Origin of the sequence: Actinosynnema sp. CA-299493, assembly GCF_050946825.1 — a bacterium.
Lineage (GTDB): Bacteria > Actinomycetota > Actinomycetes > Mycobacteriales > Pseudonocardiaceae > Actinosynnema.
In genome coordinates this window covers 3,481,645-3,496,910 of the sequence record NZ_CP191993.1, presented here as the reverse complement: position 1 = coordinate 3,496,910, position 15,266 = coordinate 3,481,645, and the positions used below count along the sequence as shown (strand labels likewise).

General features: G+C 73.3%; 7 protein-coding genes and 1 pseudogene. 1 reads left to right on the top strand and 7 read right to left on the bottom strand.

Annotated features, from left to right (window positions below):
- Positions 1–110: 110 nt before the first annotated feature.
- The gene (locus ACQPYE_RS16000) at positions 111–2,702 is read right to left on the bottom strand and encodes a helix-turn-helix transcriptional regulator (protein WP_498722066.1); all 2,592 of its coding nucleotides are present in this window, start codon (positions 2,700–2,702) and stop codon (positions 111–113) included.
- A 391-nt stretch (positions 2,703–3,093) separates the two neighbouring features.
- Positions 3,094–4,515, bottom strand: a complete 1,422-nt coding sequence (locus tag ACQPYE_RS15995; RefSeq protein ID WP_498722065.1) for an MFS transporter — start codon at positions 4,513–4,515, stop codon at positions 3,094–3,096.
- Between the two features lie 173 nt (positions 4,516–4,688).
- Here ACQPYE_RS15995 and ACQPYE_RS15990 point away from each other — a divergent pair, with 173 nt between their 5' ends.
- Complete coding sequence (locus ACQPYE_RS15990) at positions 4,689–5,405, top strand: TetR/AcrR family transcriptional regulator (RefSeq protein WP_498722064.1); 717 nt, start codon at positions 4,689–4,691, stop codon at positions 5,403–5,405.
- A gap of 265 nt (positions 5,406–5,670) precedes the next feature.
- Here ACQPYE_RS15990 and ACQPYE_RS15985 read toward each other — a convergent pair whose 3' ends face one another.
- The 5 genes and pseudogenes from ACQPYE_RS15985 to ACQPYE_RS15965 all read right to left on the bottom strand — a co-directional run.
- Positions 5,671–6,936, bottom strand: a complete 1,266-nt coding sequence (locus ACQPYE_RS15985; protein ID WP_498722063.1) for a cytochrome P450 — start codon at positions 6,934–6,936, stop codon at positions 5,671–5,673.
- Between the two features lie 14 nt (positions 6,937–6,950).
- Entirely contained in the window at positions 6,951–8,225 is a 1,275-nt protein-coding gene (locus ACQPYE_RS15980) for a cytochrome P450 (RefSeq protein WP_498722061.1), read from the bottom strand.
- An 8-nt stretch (positions 8,226–8,233) separates the two neighbouring features.
- On the bottom strand, positions 8,234–9,883 hold the full coding sequence (locus ACQPYE_RS15975; RefSeq protein WP_498722060.1) for an acyl-CoA dehydrogenase family protein: 1,650 nt from the start codon (positions 9,881–9,883) through the stop codon (positions 8,234–8,236).
- Between the two features lie 63 nt (positions 9,884–9,946).
- Positions 9,947–11,413 carry an FAD-dependent oxidoreductase gene (locus ACQPYE_RS15970; RefSeq protein ID WP_498722059.1) on the bottom strand — a complete coding sequence of 489 codons (1,467 nt, stop codon included), beginning with the start codon at positions 11,411–11,413 and terminating at the stop codon, positions 9,947–9,949.
- A pseudogene (locus tag ACQPYE_RS15965) lies at positions 11,410–15,258 on the bottom strand (type I polyketide synthase); the annotation flags it as partial. The pseudogene ACQPYE_RS15965 and the gene ACQPYE_RS15970, both read right to left, overlap by 4 nt.
- Positions 15,259–15,266: the final 8 nt, after the last annotated feature.

Here is a 15,266-nt window from a genome sequence, read left to right as displayed (position 1 = left end):
AGTGACGGCAACGTCTACCGGACGTGAAGAACCGGCCCCTCACGCCGCCATCCCCCGGCTGGTACCCCGTCGAGCGAGCGGCGGGGTACCAGCCGGGGGTGGAGAGGTGCTCAGATCGACTCGACCGCGCCGGAGTACAGGCCCCTGGCCAGTTCCGAGCGCCGGTTCACCTTCAGCTTCCGGTAGGTGCGCGTCAGGTGCTGCTCCACCGTGCTCACCGTGATGAACAGCTTGGTGGCGATCTGCCGGTTGCTGTACCCCCACGAGGCCAGCATCGCGACCCTGGCCTCGGCGTCGCTCAACGACCGGCCGTCCGCGGGCGCCAGGTCGAGCGCGGACGTCGCGGGCTGGGACGTCCGGCCGGGGGCCGGCGCGTCGCACTGCTTCGCGATCAGCCCGGCGCTGCGCAACGCCAACCGGGACTGGCTGAAGTTGCCCAGCTCGTGGTAGGCCCACCCCAGGTCCGAGAGGGTGTGGGCCAGTTCCAGCCGATCACCGGTGCCCTGCAGGGCCTCCACGGCCGTGCCGAGCATGACGACCCGGCGGTTCGGATCGGTCGTGGCCGCGACGATCCGGATCGACACGGCGCGCAGCCGGGCGTCCTCCGGCTCGCAGAGCTCGCCCTGCTCCTCGGCCAGTTGCCGGGCGCGGTCCGGGTCGCCGAGCCTCAGCCACGTCTGCGCGGCGTCCGTGCGCCAGGGCACGAGCGTCGGCGAGTCGACCCCCCACTTGGCCATGAGCTCGCCCAACGACTGGAAGTCGTCCAGCGCCGCCCTGTGACGACCGGTCGCGTGGTAGTAGAGGCCCCGGGCCCGCATGTAGTGCAGGCCGATGGCGGTCTGGAACACGGCGTCCGGCACCGGGGTGCGGAGTTGGTCCGAGGCGTCCTCGACCCGACCGGCGGCCAGGTGGGTGCGGACCAGGGTGCCGACCGGCAGGCCGATGACGACGCCCCAGCCCTCGGTGGGCAGCAGGTCCAGCGCGAGCCTGCCGTGGCGCTGGGCCTCACCCAGCTCACCGCGCCTCAGGGCGATCTCGGCGCGGATCGCGCTCAGCAAGGCGTGCCACGTCGGCATGTGGCGGCCGGAGACCTCGTCGACCAGGCGCTTGCACCACGACTCGGCGTCGGCCAGCCGGCCGCTCGCCATCAGCGCGGTGAGGGCGCCGACGGTGTGCACGAGGGTGTGCTCCTCCACCCTGCCGGTCTGGAGCACGCGCTCGGCGGTCGCCAGGCCCTTCGCGCCCCGCCGGTCGCCGCCGGTCGGCACGAGCTCGGACAGGGCGAGCAGGTGCGGGCCGGTGGTCCCGCCGGCGGCCGGGGCCACCAGTGCCTTCGCCCGCTCCGCGTGGCCGAACCACGACAGGAGCTGGACCACCATGCCCGTGTACCGCTCGGTGAGGTGGCCGGCGCGGGCGGCCTCGGTCAGCTCGCCGATGTGCGCCGCCGCGGCGACCGGGTCGACGCGCCACTGGACCCGGGCGATCATGGCGGTCGTCGTGGCCCGCTGCCGCTCGTCGCCGCCGGACTGCCTGGCCAGCCACAGGCAGGCGCGGGCGTGGTCCATGTCGTCCTCGGCCAGCGCCTGCTCCGCCGCCTCGTGCAGCACGGGGATCAGGTCCGGCTCGACGGCCGCGCCCGCCTGGACGAGCTGGCGGGCGATGCTCGCCGCGCCCGACCCCTCGGTCCGCAGCAGCGTCGCGGCGCGGCGGTGCAGTTCGGTGTGCTCGGCCGGGGGGATGCCGTCGAGCACGGCCGCGCGGGCCATCGGGTGGCGGAACCAGCCACCGTCGAGGACGCCGCACTCGTTGAGCGCGAGGGTCGCGCGGACCGCCGACTCCGGCGCCACGTCCGCCAGCTTGCCCAGCAGCAGGGACAGGCACGGCTCGGCGAGCACCGCCAGGCCGCGGGCGACCGCCCGCATGACCTCGCAGGTGTCCAGGCAGCTCAGCACGGTGTGGGTGAACGCCGGGCCGATCACCAGCTCGTCACCCGGCCCGGTGCCGCCGTTGTCCTCCGCCAGCGCGCGGACCAGCAGCGGGTTGCCGCCGGTGGTGGCGTGGCAGGCCGCGGCCAGGTCGAGCGCGCGGGCCGGGCCGAGCGACTCGGCGAGCAGCGCCGCGACACCGTTGCGGGACAGCGGTTCGAGCCGGATGCGGCGGCACAGCGGCGCGCGCGGCAGGCCGGCGCGGAGCAGCGGGTGCCGCTCGCCCGCGAAGAGCCCTTCGTTCAGCACGATCATCACGCCGCCGGACCGCACCCGGCGCACCACGGACGACAGGCACTCCAACGACTCGTCGTCGGCGTTGTGCGCGTCGTCGACACCGATCAGCAGCGGCGCGTCCGAATTCTCCACGTGGTCCAGCAGCGCCATGCACAGCCCGTGGTGGACGACCGGTGAGACCGGCGAGCTGCGCGCCGCCTCGGCGAGCAGCCACGACACGTGCGTCGACGCCTCCGCCGACAGGTTCGCGCTGCGGAACAGCTGCCCGAGCACGCCGAAGGGGACGGCGCGTTCGGCCCGGCACCCCGAAGCCGAGAGGAACACCGCGCCGCCGACCACCGCCTCCTCGGCGAACTGGTCGAGGAGTTCGGTCTTGCCGGTGGCCACCGGCCCGCTGACTACCGCCATTCGCCCCTTGCCTCGTCGGCATTCGGCGAACAGCCCGCGTAAGTCGGATAATTGCGTTTCCCGTTCGAACATCACTGGTCCCCCAGACCACTTCGATGATTCGCGCCGAAGACTGCCTCGACTTACCCACGGCCACCACAGGGGGCGTGGCCACGGCGAACGCCCAGTCGCCGGGCCGCGCCATACTCCCCGGTGAGGTGACCTGCCGGCGGGGTCGCGCACCGCGCGCGCCACCCGCCTGAGCGACCCCGCTGTCACCCCAGCATAATGATCTCCACCACGATCGCGACGGGCCGCCGGATAGCGCTTCGGCCCGGCTCCGCCGGTCGACAACCGCTCGGCTTTCCCTTTGCCACCGAGGTATCCGCCCGTCCCGCGAAAGCGTCCGGGTATGACGACCAGTCAGCCGCCACCCCGGACGCGAACTCGCGAAGCGGTGTTCACCCGTTCGTCGTCAGACCTCTCAGATCGCGGCCTCCGGCGTGACGGCCGGCGATTCCTCGACGGGCGCCGGAGCGGGCTTCTTGAGGCTGAACGCGAGCAGGCCGCCCAGGAGCGCGCCCGCCGCGGCGACGTAACCCGCGATCTTCAGCCCGTCCAGGAACGACGACCCGGCGTTCGCGATCACCAGGATGATCGCCAGGCCGACCGCCGCGCCGATCTGCAGCGCGGTGGAGCCCAGGGCCGACGCGACACCCTGCTGGGAGGCGTCGACACCGGACGACGCGGCCACGAAGATCGCGGTGAAGGCGAGCCCGCCGCCGAAGCCGTACAGCACCACGCCCGGCAGCACGGCCCAGTAGCTGCCGCCCGCGCTCATGCCCGCCACGAGCGCGCCGAGGCCGACCGCGTAGATGATCATGCCGACCGCGAGGCCCGCGCCGACGCCGAACTTCGTCAGCACGGTGGAGGCCACCTTGCCGCCCGCGATCATGGCGAACACGCCGAGCGGGAGGAACGCCAGACCCGCCTCGAGGGCGTTGTACTGCAGGGTGTTCTGCATGTAGATGGTGAAGATGAAGTAGCCGGAGCTCAGCGCGGCGTGGTGCAGGAAGGCCACCGCCATGGCGGTCACCAGGCTGCGGTTGCGGAACAGCGCGACCGGCGCCAGCGGGTCCTTGGTGGTGCGCTCGATGACGAAGAACGTGATCACCAGGAGGACGCCGAGCGCGATGGCGCCCCAGGCGCGGATCGAGTCCCAGCCCACCTCGGGGCCGCTGACGAGGCCGAAGACGACCAGCGACACGCCGACGGTGACCACCAGCGCGCCGGGGAGGTCGAAGCCGCCGCGCTGCTGGACCTCCGCGTCGGGGGCGATGAGCTTCGGCGCGGCGATCGCGGCGATGACCGTGACCGGCACGATGATGAAGAAGACCCACTGCCAGCCCATGCCGTGCGTGATCACACCGCCGAGCAGCGCGCCGGCCGCGAGGCCGCCACTGCCGGTGGCGCCCCACACGGACAGGGCGCGGTTGCGCTCCTTGCCCTCGGGGAAGCGGGTCACGATGAGGGTCAGGACGGCCGGGAACAGCAGCGCGCCGCCGAGGCCCTGGACCGCGCGGGCGGCGACGAGGACGCCCTGCTCGGTGGCCAGGCCGCCGACGAGGGACGAGATCCCGAAGACCAGCAGGGCGCCGATGAACATGCGCCGGGCGCCGAGGCGGTCGGCGGCACGACCGCCCAGCAGCAGCAAGCCGCCGAACGCGACCGCGTACGCGCTGACCACCCACTGCAACGACTGGTCCGAGAAGCCGAGTGCGCTGCCGATCTCAGGCAACGCGACATACACGTTGTTGTAGTCGATGGCGATGATGAACTGCGCCAGCGCCAGGAGCGCGAGCCGGAGACCGGACCTGCTCGATGTCGGGTTATCGGTAGCGACCACAGCTAGGAACTCTCTTCGTGACAAGGGCTGCCCCCGCGCGCGGCTGCGCTCAGGGCCGGGAAGGGGTTGACCGCGGCGTCGTCGACGCGAGGTGGACTACATGGCGTTCATTCACTAAACGCCGTTCAGTTCTTGCACTCCGGATACTATACGTACGGGGTAAGGTGTCAAGCATGGGACGACCGACGCCACGACGGCGGGACCGGATCCGGGCGGAGACGAGCTCGGAGATCAAGACCATCGCGCTGAAGCACCTCACCGCGGGCGGTGCGGAAGCGGTGTCGTTGCGCGCGATCGCCCGGGACATGGGCATGACGGCCAGCGCGATCTACAGCTACTTCGACACCCGCGACGACCTGATCACCGCGCTGATCGCGGACTCCTACGCGTCCCTGGCCGACGTCATGGAAGCGGCGGGCGCGGGCGGTCCGGACACCGATCCGGCGGACCGCGTCCTGGCCGTCGCGACGGCGTACCGGCAGTGGGCGATCTCGCACCCCGAGGAGTTCCGCCTGATCTACGGCGACCCCGTCGCCGGCTACCAGGCGCCGGAGGACGGCGCGGTTCGGGAAGCCGAAGACCGCGCGTGCGCGGTGCTGCTGCGACTGGTCGAGTCGGGCTGGCCGGTGCCCGAGCACCCGGCCGCCGAACCGTACGACTGGCCCGACTTCGGCGACGCCTACGCCCGCCGCGTCCAGGAGCTGTTCCCCGACCTGCCGCCGGCGGCGGTCGCGCTCGCCCTGCGGACGTGGGGCCGGATGCACGGGCAGGTCGCCCTGGAGATCTACGGCCACCTGCGGTCGCAGCTGGTCGACCCGGCCAAGCTGTTCCGGGCGGAGATGCTCGACCTGACGAGGACCCTCGGCGCCGACCCGGTCGCCTCGCGCTAGCCACCGCGGTCCCCGCGCACGGTCAGCCCGCGCCCGGCGCCGGCCCCGCGGACCCGATCAGGTCGCGCCGGCGCCGGGCCTCGCGGACCGGTCGCGCGTGCGAGCGCGAAGTCCCCCGGTTACGCCACACCGGCACAGACCCGGCCACCTCGTGCCGGCGCGAAGGCTTCCGCGGATCCAGGGACCCGCGGCGCACACAGGAACGCCCCGGCACGAGGCCGGGGCGTGTCCCTCACTTTCGACGGTCCTCCGCGACCGACCGCGCTCAGCCGAGCTTGACCGGCAGCGCGCCGATCACGCGCAGGAACGTGCCGGGCCAGCGCTCGATCTCCTGCTCGCCCTGCTCGACCGCGTACTCCAGCAGCGCCGTCAGGGCCACCTGGGTGATCATCTTGGCGATCGGCGCCGCCACGCAGAAGTGGATGCCGTGGCCGAAGCCGAGGTTGCGGGCCACCGGGCGGGACAGGTCGAGCACGTCCGGGCGGTCGTAGGCCCGGGGGTCGCGGTTGGCCGCGCCCAGCATCACGATGACGTGCCTGCCCTCGGCGACCGGCACGCCCAGGACGTCCGCGTCCTCCAGCGCCATCCGGGTGGTGATCTGGAGCGTGGTGTCGTAGCGCAGCAGCTCTTCCACCGCTTGGGCGATCCGGTCCGGGTTCGCCCGCAGCCACGCCAGCTGGTCGGGGTGCTCCAGGAGGTTGTGCACGGAGTTGCCGATCATCGCCGTGGTGGCGCCGAAGCCGGCCGCGAGCAGGTTCATCAGCAGCATGGCCAGCTCCCACTCGGTGAGCCGCTCGCCCTCCTGCTCCGCCCGCACCAGCTCGCTGATCAGGTCGTCACCCAGGTTCGACCGGCGGTCCTCGGCCATCTCGATGCCCGCGTTGATGAACATGTCGCGGGCGAAGTCGCGACCCACCTTCTGCTCGTCGGTCAGGGTGAAGCCCGGGTCGAGGCCGCGGCCGGACTCCTTGGCGCTGGCGAAGAAGATCGGGTGGTAGCGCTCGGGGATGTCGAGCAGGTGGCTGAGCACCAGGGCGGGCAGCGGCCGGGCGAACGCCGCCATCAGGTCGACCTCGTCGGAGCCCGAGCCGGCGGCCTCGCGCAGCAGGTCGGCCGCGAACCCGAGCGCGTGCGGGCGCAGGTCGTCCAGCGTGCGCGGGGTGAACGCCTTGTTCACCAGGCCGCGGATCCGGGTGTGGTCCGGCGGGTCCATGAACATGAGGATGCGGCCGGACTCACCGTCCTTCTGGTTCTCCACGAACTGGTCGGAGATCATCGACTTCTTCCCGTGGCCGATCCCGAACCGCGGGTCCTTCATGACCGCCGAGACCTCGTCGAAGCCGAAGACCGCGAGCGAGTCCGCCGAGGTGTGCAGCAGGCCGCCGTGCTCGGCCAGCAGCCGGCGGTAGTGCGGGTACGGGTCCTGGTGGAACTCCTCGTCGAAGACGTCGAACGGCAGCATCCTGGCCGCGGTCTCCGGGCTGTAGGTCAGGACGTCGGGCGCCGGGGGTGGCGGCGTGGTCTGGGTCATCGAAGACTTCCTCTCTAGCTTTCCTGCACCGTGGGGACGAGTCGGACCGGTGCGTCGAGCAGCACCGTGTGCTTGTTGTTCGGCGCGTGCACGACCGGTCCGTCGGGGGTGATCTCGGCGACCCGGTCGAGCAACGCGGTCAGCACGAGCCGGAGCTGGAGCCGGCCGAACTCGTCCCCGGAGCACGCGTGCGTGCCCGAGCCGAACGCCATGTGCGGGTTGGGGCCGCGGCGGATGTCGAACACGTCCGGCGCGGCGAACACCTCGGGGTCGCGGTTCGCCGACGGCCACCAGAAGGTGACCTTCTCGCCGGCGCGGATACGCTGCCCGCGCACGACGACGTCCCTGGTCGCGGTCCGCCGGTTGTACGGGTTGGCGGGCGCCCAGCGCAGGACCTCCTCCACGGCGCCGGCCAGCAGCGACCGGTCCGCCTTGAGCAGCGCCCACTGGTCCGGGTGCTCGGCGAACACCCGGATCGCGGCCGCGATCGTGTTGCGCGGCTGCTCGTAGCCGGACACGAACAGCACCGCCGCGTGCGTGTCCCGCTCCACTTCGGACAGCGGCTCGTCGCCGGGGACCTCGCCGACGGCGATGACCGAGCCGAGGTCCTGTCGCGGGTCGGCGTGCTTGGCCAGCACGAACCGCCGGAAGTACTCGCGCATCGAGTCGAACACGGCACGCGACTCATCGGTCGCGCGGCCGGTGCGGCGGTCGGTGAACCCGAGCACGGCCCGCACCTGGTCGAGCAGCCGCGGCCAGTCCTCCGGCGGCACGCCCAGCAGCGACGTGATCGCTTGCAGGGCGAGGGGTTCGGCGATGGCGGTGACCACCTCGGCCCGGCCGGCGGCCACGGCCGCGTCGACCAGCTCCCCGGTCCGGGCGCGCAGCGCGGGCTCCAGCCCGGCGATCGCCCGACCGGTGACGAACGGGTGCAGCACGCGCTTGATCAGCTCGTGCCGCGGGTCGTCCATCATGAACAGCAGGACGCCGGTGAGCATTCCGCTGGGCAGGTCCTCCAGGTGCGTGCCGCCGCCCTCGCGCCCGCCGCCGCCCTGCGCCGAGAACGCCGGGTCGGCCGCCGCGGCTTCGATGTCCGCGTGCCTGGTCAGCACCCAGAAACCGTCGTCGCGCGACGAGCCGTGGGGGTGGAACAGCACGGGCGCCTCGGCGCGCAGCCGGGCGAGCAGGTCGTACGGCACGCCGTCGGCGAAGTTGTCGTGGTCGGTCAGGTCGATCCCGCCGAGCACGTCGGGCAGGGGGTCGGCGCGGGTGAGGTGTTCGGTGGTCATGCTCGCCTTCACGTGGTGGTGAGGAACTCGAAGGTCGATCCGGTCAGCCAGCCCCGGCTCATCTTGTGGTGCTCGGGCCGCCCGTCCGGGCTCAGCCGCCGCCACAGGCCCGCCAGGCGGGTGAGCGCGGCCGTGCAGTGCACGTCCGCCAGGTCCTGCGCCTCGGCCGTGCCCAGCGCGGCGGTGCGCGCCAGCACGGCGGACGCGGCGACCAGCTCGGCCGCGATCCGGCCGGAGGTCACCAGGAACTCCTCGTCGGCGAACAGCTCGGCCCGCGCCGTCCTCGTCGCCTCGGCGCAGCTCTGCGCGAACCACCTGGTCTGCTCGGCCACGGCGTCCAGGTGGACCTGGTTGCGCGGCGACAGGTCGAGCGCCGAGGTGTCCACCGCCGTCTCGCCCGGGGTCGGTCGCTCGCCCTGGTAGTAGGCCGCGAGCAGCAGCTGCGCCACCTGGCTGTCGAGCTGGAAGTCCACGTTGCCCGCCATCCGGAACCCGCGGGCGTCGCGCAGCGCGCGTTCGGCGGGCAGGACCGGCGCGCCGCGCCTCCGCTTGCTCGCCGCCGTCTCCAGGCCTTCCGCGCCCATCAGCGCGACCGTGCGATCGGCCAGCTTCCACGCCGTGCGGGTGAGGACGTTCTTCGCGACGAACCGCTCCAGCCACCGGTCCGCGAGGCCGCCGCCGATCAGGCTCCACCGCGCCACGCTGTCCATCGCGTAGACGTCGGCCATCGCGCGGGACACCATGCGCTGGACGCGGTCGTAGTCCCCCAGCGGCCGACCGTCGATCATCCGCCGGTTGACGAAGGAGCGCGACCACTCCAGGCAGTTGCGCGCCACGGCCAACGCGGGCGCGCCGGTGAAGTAGACCCGGCCGAGGAAGGCGATCGAGTTGATCATCGCGGGCAGCCGCAGCTGGCCCTCCGCGCCGGCGAGGACGTGCTCCTTGGGCACTCGGACGCCGTCGAAGCCCAGCGCGCCGTTGGGCAGGCCGTTGCTGCCGACGAACTCCACGACCGACTCGACGGAGAAGCCCTCGCTCGCGGTGTCCACGAAGCACACGCCGATGCCGCCCTCGACGGTCGCCGACACGGCCAGCAGGTCGGCCACGGGACCGTTGCCGGTGTAGAGCTTCTCGCCGCGCAGCACGTAGTGGTCGCCGTCGAGCGTGGCGGTCATCGTTGGCAGCCGGTTGTTCTGCCCCGCCTGGTCGGTGTCGCCGAACCCGGACAGCGCGCCGTCCCTGATCCGGTCGCGCACCATGTCCCGCAACGGCCCTCGGGGCAGCGCGGGGTGCAGCGCGCCCACACCGACACCGGCCTGGATGGCGATGATCTGGCCCACCGGCACGGACTTCGCCGACGCGGCGGCCACCACGCGCAGGACGTTGTACGGCGACAGCGCCGCACCGCCGAGCTCTTCGGCGAACGCCGCGGTGAGCAATCCCTCGCGCCGCAACCCGTCGATCAGCCCGACCGGCAACGCGCGGGTCGCGTCCACCCCGTCCGGGTCGGGCACGTGCTCGGCCACGAACGCCCGGGTGCGGGCGACCCACGCGTCACCGGCGGCCCGGTCGGCGGCGTCCTGCTCGGGGAAGTCCCCGAGCAGGCCCACGTCCAGCCGGCCCGTCAGCAGCCCGGTCTCCAGCGACTCAACGCCCATCGGTTCTCCACAACTCGTCGGGTGACCCTGGTGGGCCGGGCTCGGCCCGGCGGCTCGACCTCGTCACCCCGGTCCTCCCGCCGCCGCGGTGGCCAGCGCCCTGATCCGGGTCTCCACCTCGGCGAGGTCCGCGACGGACGTGCCGGACGCCGCCACGTACCCGTCCGGGCGCAGCACCAGGAAGCCCTCGGCGCGGCCGGCGAAGTGGTCGTGCGCGACCAGCGACCCGTTCCGCTCCGCCAGCGCCCGTGCCCCGGCGACCGGCGGCGCCGAGGCGTCGCCCGTCGTCAGCAGTCGCAGCCGCCCGTCGGTGTCGCGGGCGGGCACCCAGTGCGGCGTGCGGGTTCCCGGCTTGGCCCGACCGCGCTTCGCGCCCACGCGCAGCAGCTCGTCGGTGTAGCGCACGCCCCAGCCCGCGAGCAGCGGGACGAACCAGCGGCGCAGCGCGCCGGTCCGCTCCAGGCCGCCCCACACCGCGTTGCGGACCCGCGCGGCGGCGGGCTTGAGCATGAACATCCTCATCATCCGGCCGGTCATGCCGACGATCTGCTCGGCCGCCTGCCGCCGTTCGACCTCGTAGCCGGCCAGCACCTGCGCCCCGAACCTGCCGCGGACCACTCCGGCGAGCTTCCACGTCAGGTTGTGCACGTCCTGAAGGCCCAGGTTGAGGCCCTGGCCACCCAGCGGGGAGTGGGTGTGCGCGGCGTCGCCCACGAGGAACACCCGGCCGCGCCGCAACGACGACGCGATGCGCTCGGAGCTGGAGAAGGTGCCGATGTGGTCCAGCGACACGACCTTCAGGTTCCCCGGTCCGCGGTCGTCGAGCAGGCGCTGCACACCGGTCTCGTCGATCGGCAGGTCGGGCGGGATGGGCGCGGAGACCCGCACCCGGCCGCCGCTCATCGGCGCGAACACCAGCGAGCCGCCGCGGCCGAGGAAGTAGTGCACCGCGCCTTCCTCGAAGTCGCCCTCGATCCGGCCCTCGGCGAGGATCAGGTTCGTCGGCACCCGCTGGCCGGGGAACCCGACGTCCAGCCGCTCCCGCACGGCGCTGCGCACGCCGTCCGCGCCGATCACCCAGTCGGCCTCGATGAGCTCGGTGCCCGACGCGCCGGTGACCTGCACGGTCACCGAGTCCTCGCCCGGCACGAGGTCCTCGAACCGCACGCCGCGCTCCACCTTGCCGCCGGCGGCCTCCAGCGCTTCCTCCAGCAGCCGCACCGTGTGCTCCTGCGGCAGCAGCAGCGGCTCGTTCTCCGCGCCCAGCGCGACGCGCAGCACCTTGCCGCCCGCCATGTTGTAGACGTTCGTGCGCACGGTGACGCCCAGCCGCTCGGCCTCCTCGCGGATGCCGATGCCCTCGTAGATGTCCAGCGCGGGCGGCCACAGCTGCAACGCCCGCGTGCCGGTCATCTTCTCGGTCGACGCCTCCAGCAGCCGCACCTGCACGCCGAGCCCGAGCAGCTCGACGGCGGCGGTGAGACCGCACGGACCGGCACCGACGATGACCACCGTCGTCCTCGACTTCACGACCGCTCCATCAGTTCGTCGTCCAACCAGGTCTCGACCGCGCGCACGGCGCCGTCGACGTTCGCGTCGATGACGCTGAAGTGGTCCGCCTCGACGTCGACCACCGTGCTCGGCTCCGCCCAGTACGACTGCCAGCCGTCGACGGAGGTGATCTCCTCGGGCCACTCCCGCATCGGGCGGTCGGCCCGCACCAACAACGTCGGCGCTTTGATACCGGCGGGTTTCCACTCGTCCATCAGCCGCAGGTAGGCGCCCATCGCGGTGAGCCGGGTGTCGTCCACCTCGGTCAACCGCGCCGCGACGCCGGCGAAGAGCTGCGGCCGGATCGCGGTGATGATCGCCGCGTCCCACGGGTAGGTGTCCAGCAGCGCCAGCCCGGCGGCCGGCGTGCCGCGCTCCTCCAGCAGCTTCGCGGCCGTGTGCGCGACCAGGCCGCCGGAGGAGTAGCCGACGAGCACGTACGGCTCGCCGTCGGCGATGTCGGCGACGACCTCGGCGACGTGCTCGGCCAGCACGGGGAAGCTCGCCGGCACCAGTTCGCCCGCCGCGAAGCCCGGCATGGTCAGCACGACCACGTCCCGCTGCCCGGCGAACCGCTTGGCGAACGCCGCGTACTGGTGCGGCCCGGAGTCGGCCAGCGCGGTCGGCAGGCAGATCAGCTTGGGGCCGCGAGGCCCGGTGGCCAGTCGGAGCGGGTCGGCGGCCGTCGCGCCGACGGGCGAGTCGAACGCGGCCCGCTCGGTGCTGCTCGCGATGAGCGCCTCGGTGAACGCCGCCGCGTCGCCCGCCGCCCGCGCCCGCTCGAACAACGTGGTCGTCTCCGACCGCCGCTCGTCGACCGCGGTCCCCTCCAACCGGGACCGCAGGTGCTTGACCAGCGCCTCGGGCGTGCGCAGCTCCAGGATCTCGCGGGCGGTGAGCCGCAGGCCGGTCGCCGCGTTGAGCCGGTTGCGCAGCTCGACCGTGGTCAGCGAGTCCAGGCCCATCTCCAGGAACGGCCGGTTCATCACGACGGCGCCCAGGTCGGGCTGCTTGAGCACGGTCGCGATCTCCACGCGCACCCGTTCCAGCACCAGCCTGGCCCGCTCGGCGGGGTCGACGCCCACCACGTCCAGCGCGCCGGCGCCGCCGGCGGCGGACCGGTCGGCCACCGCGGGGCTGGTGGCGCCACGCGCCCAGTAGCGGCGACGCTGGAACGCGTAGGTCGGCAGGTCCACCCGGCGCGCCGGGATGGGGGCGAACAGGGCGGACCAGTCGACCGGGACGCCCCTGGTGTACGCCTCGCCCAGCGACGTGTGGAACCGCCGCAGGTCGCCCGCGTCCCGCCGCAGCGTGCCCACGACGACCGCGTCGATGCCCGCTTCCTCGGCCGTCCCGTCCACGCCCGTGGTGAGCACGGGGTGCGGGCTGGACTCGACGAACGTGCGGAACCCGTCGACCAGCAGCGCCCGCACGACCGGCTCGAAGTTCACCGGGCGGCGGCAGTTCTCGAACCAGTAGCCAGCGTCCAGCTCGGAGCCGTCCAGCACCTCGCCGGAGACCGTCGAGTACAGCGGCACGGAACCCCTGCGGGGCTTGACGAAGGACAGCAGCTCGGCGATCCGGTCGCGCAGCCGGTCGACCTGCGGGCCGTGCGAGGCGACCGTGGAGGCGATGACCCGCGCCCTGATCCCGCGCCCGGTCAGCTCGGCGACCAGTTCCTCCAGGGCGGGCACCGGACCGGAGACGGTCACCGCGCCCGGCCCGTTCACCCCGGCGATGGACAGCCGGTCGTCCAGCAGCGCCTCGACCTCCGCGCGCCCGGCCGCGATCGAGGCGACCGCGCCGTGGCCGACCAGCTCGTCGGCGAACAGCTGTGAGCGCAGCACGATCAGCTTCGCCCCGTCCTCGACGGACAGCGCGCCGGACACGCACGCGGCGGCGACCTCGCCCTGCGAGTGCCCGACCACGGCGTCCGGTTCGACGCCGTGGGAGCGCCACAGCTCGGCCAACGACACCATCACCGCGAACAGCACCGGCTGGAGCACCTCGATGCGGTCGAGCGCGGGCGCGCCCTCCCGCTGCCGCAGCACGTCCTCGACCGACCACGTGACGTGCCGCTGCACGGCGTCGGCGCACTCGCGCAGCCGGGCCGCGTAGACCGGGCTGCTGTCCAGCAGTTCCAGCGCCATGCCCGCCCACTGGGACCCCTGGCCGGGGAAGACGAACACCGTGCGGCCGGTGTCGGTGACGCCGCCGGACACCAGGCCGTCGGCCGACTCGCCGCGCGACAGCGCGTCCAGCGCGCCGACCAGCGCGGCCCGGTCCGGACCGAGCACGACGGCCCGGTGCTCCAGCGCGGCACGCGTGGTGGCCAGGGAGAAGCCCACGTCGGCGACCGGCACGTCGGTGGCGTCGAGGTAGTCGCGCAGCTTGCCCGCCTGCGCGGCGAGGGCGCCGGCGCTGCGGCCGGACACCAGCAGCGGCGGCACGGCGTCGGACGCGGGCAGGTCCTCGGCCTCCTCGACGAACTGCTCGATGATCACGTGCGCGTTGGTGCCGCTCATGCCGAACGCCGAGACGCCCGCCCGCCGCGGCCTCCCGGTGTCGGGCCAGTCGCGCGGCTCGGTCAGCAGGCGCACCGCGCCGCTGTCCCAGTCCACGTGCGAGGTCGGCGCGTCCACGTGCAGGGTGCGGGGCAGCCTGCCGTGCCTCATCGCCATGACCATCTTCATGACGCCCGCGAACCCCGCGGCGGCCAGCGTGTGGCCGAGGTTCGACTTGACCGAGCCGAGCCACAGCGGCTCGGCCGCAGTGCGCCGGCCGTAGGTGGCCAGCAGCGCCTGGGCCTCGATCGGGTCGCCGAGCATGGTGCCGGTGCCGTGCGCCTCGACCGCGTCCACGTCGCCGGCGGTGAGCCGGGCGCTGCCGAGGGCCTGCTCGATCACGCGCACCTGCGACGGGCCGTTCGGCGCGGTGAGGCCGTTGGACGCGCCGTCCTGGTTGATCGCGCTGCCGCGCACGACGGCGAGCACCGGGTGGCCGTTGCGCAGCGCGTCGGACAGCCTCTCGACCACCAGCGCACCGACGCCCTCGGCGAAGATCGTGCCGTCGGCGGCGTCGGCGAACGCCTTGGCCCGCGCGTCCGGCGCGAACCCGCGCTGGCGGCTGAAGTCCACGAAGGACACGGGGGTGGCCATCACGGTCGCCGCGCCGGCGACGGCCAGGGAGCACTCGTCGCGGCGCAGCGCCTGCATCGCCAGGTGCAGCGCGACCAGCGACGTGGAGCACGCGCTGTCGACGGTGATGGCGGGACCCTCGAAGCCGAGCGCGTAGGCGACCCGGCCGGACAGCACGCTCTGCGCCGCGCCGGTCATCCGGTAGGCCTCGACGTCGTCGGGCGAGCCGGCCAGCAGCGCGGCGTAGTCGTTGGTCACCGCGCCCGCGTACACGCCGGTCCGGCTGCCGCGCAGGGTCGTCGGGTCGATGCCCGACCGCTCCAGCGCCTCCCAGGTCACCTCCATCAGCACGCGGTGCTGCGGGTCCACCACGAGCGCCTCGCGCGGCGAGACGCCGAAGAACTCCGCGTCGAAGTCGGCGGCGTCGTGGAGGAACCCGCCCTCCTTGACGTAGGACTTGCCCAGCTCGTCGGGATCGGTGTGGTACAGGCCCTCCACGTCCCAGCCGCGGTCGTCCGGGAACGCCGACACGGCGTCCCCGTCCGACTCGACCAGCTTCCACAGCTCCTCCGGCGACGTCACGCCGCCGGGGAACCGGCACGCCATGCCGATGATGGCGATGGGTTCGTTGTGCCGCTCCTGCACGTCCCGCAACTTCCGACGCGTCTCCTGGAGCTCGACGGTCGCGCGTTTGA

What these genes read in the sequence shown, in the direction of transcription:
- ACQPYE_RS15990 (WP_498722064.1), top strand. Translation starts at nt 4,689, where the DNA reads ATGGGACGACCGACGCCACGACGGCGGGACCGGATCCGGGCGGAGACG.
- ACQPYE_RS15985 (WP_498722063.1), bottom strand. Translation starts at nt 6,936, where the DNA reads ATGACCCAGACCACGCCGCCACCCCCGGCGCCCGACGTCCTGACCTAC.
- ACQPYE_RS15975 (WP_498722060.1), bottom strand. Translation starts at nt 9,883, where the DNA reads ATGGGCGTTGAGTCGCTGGAGACCGGGCTGCTGACGGGCCGGCTGGAC.
- ACQPYE_RS15980 (WP_498722061.1), bottom strand. Translation starts at nt 8,225, where the DNA reads ATGACCACCGAACACCTCACCCGCGCCGACCCCCTGCCCGACGTGCTC.
- ACQPYE_RS16000 (WP_498722066.1), bottom strand. Translation starts at nt 2,702, where the DNA reads ATGTTCGAACGGGAAACGCAATTATCCGACTTACGCGGGCTGTTCGCC.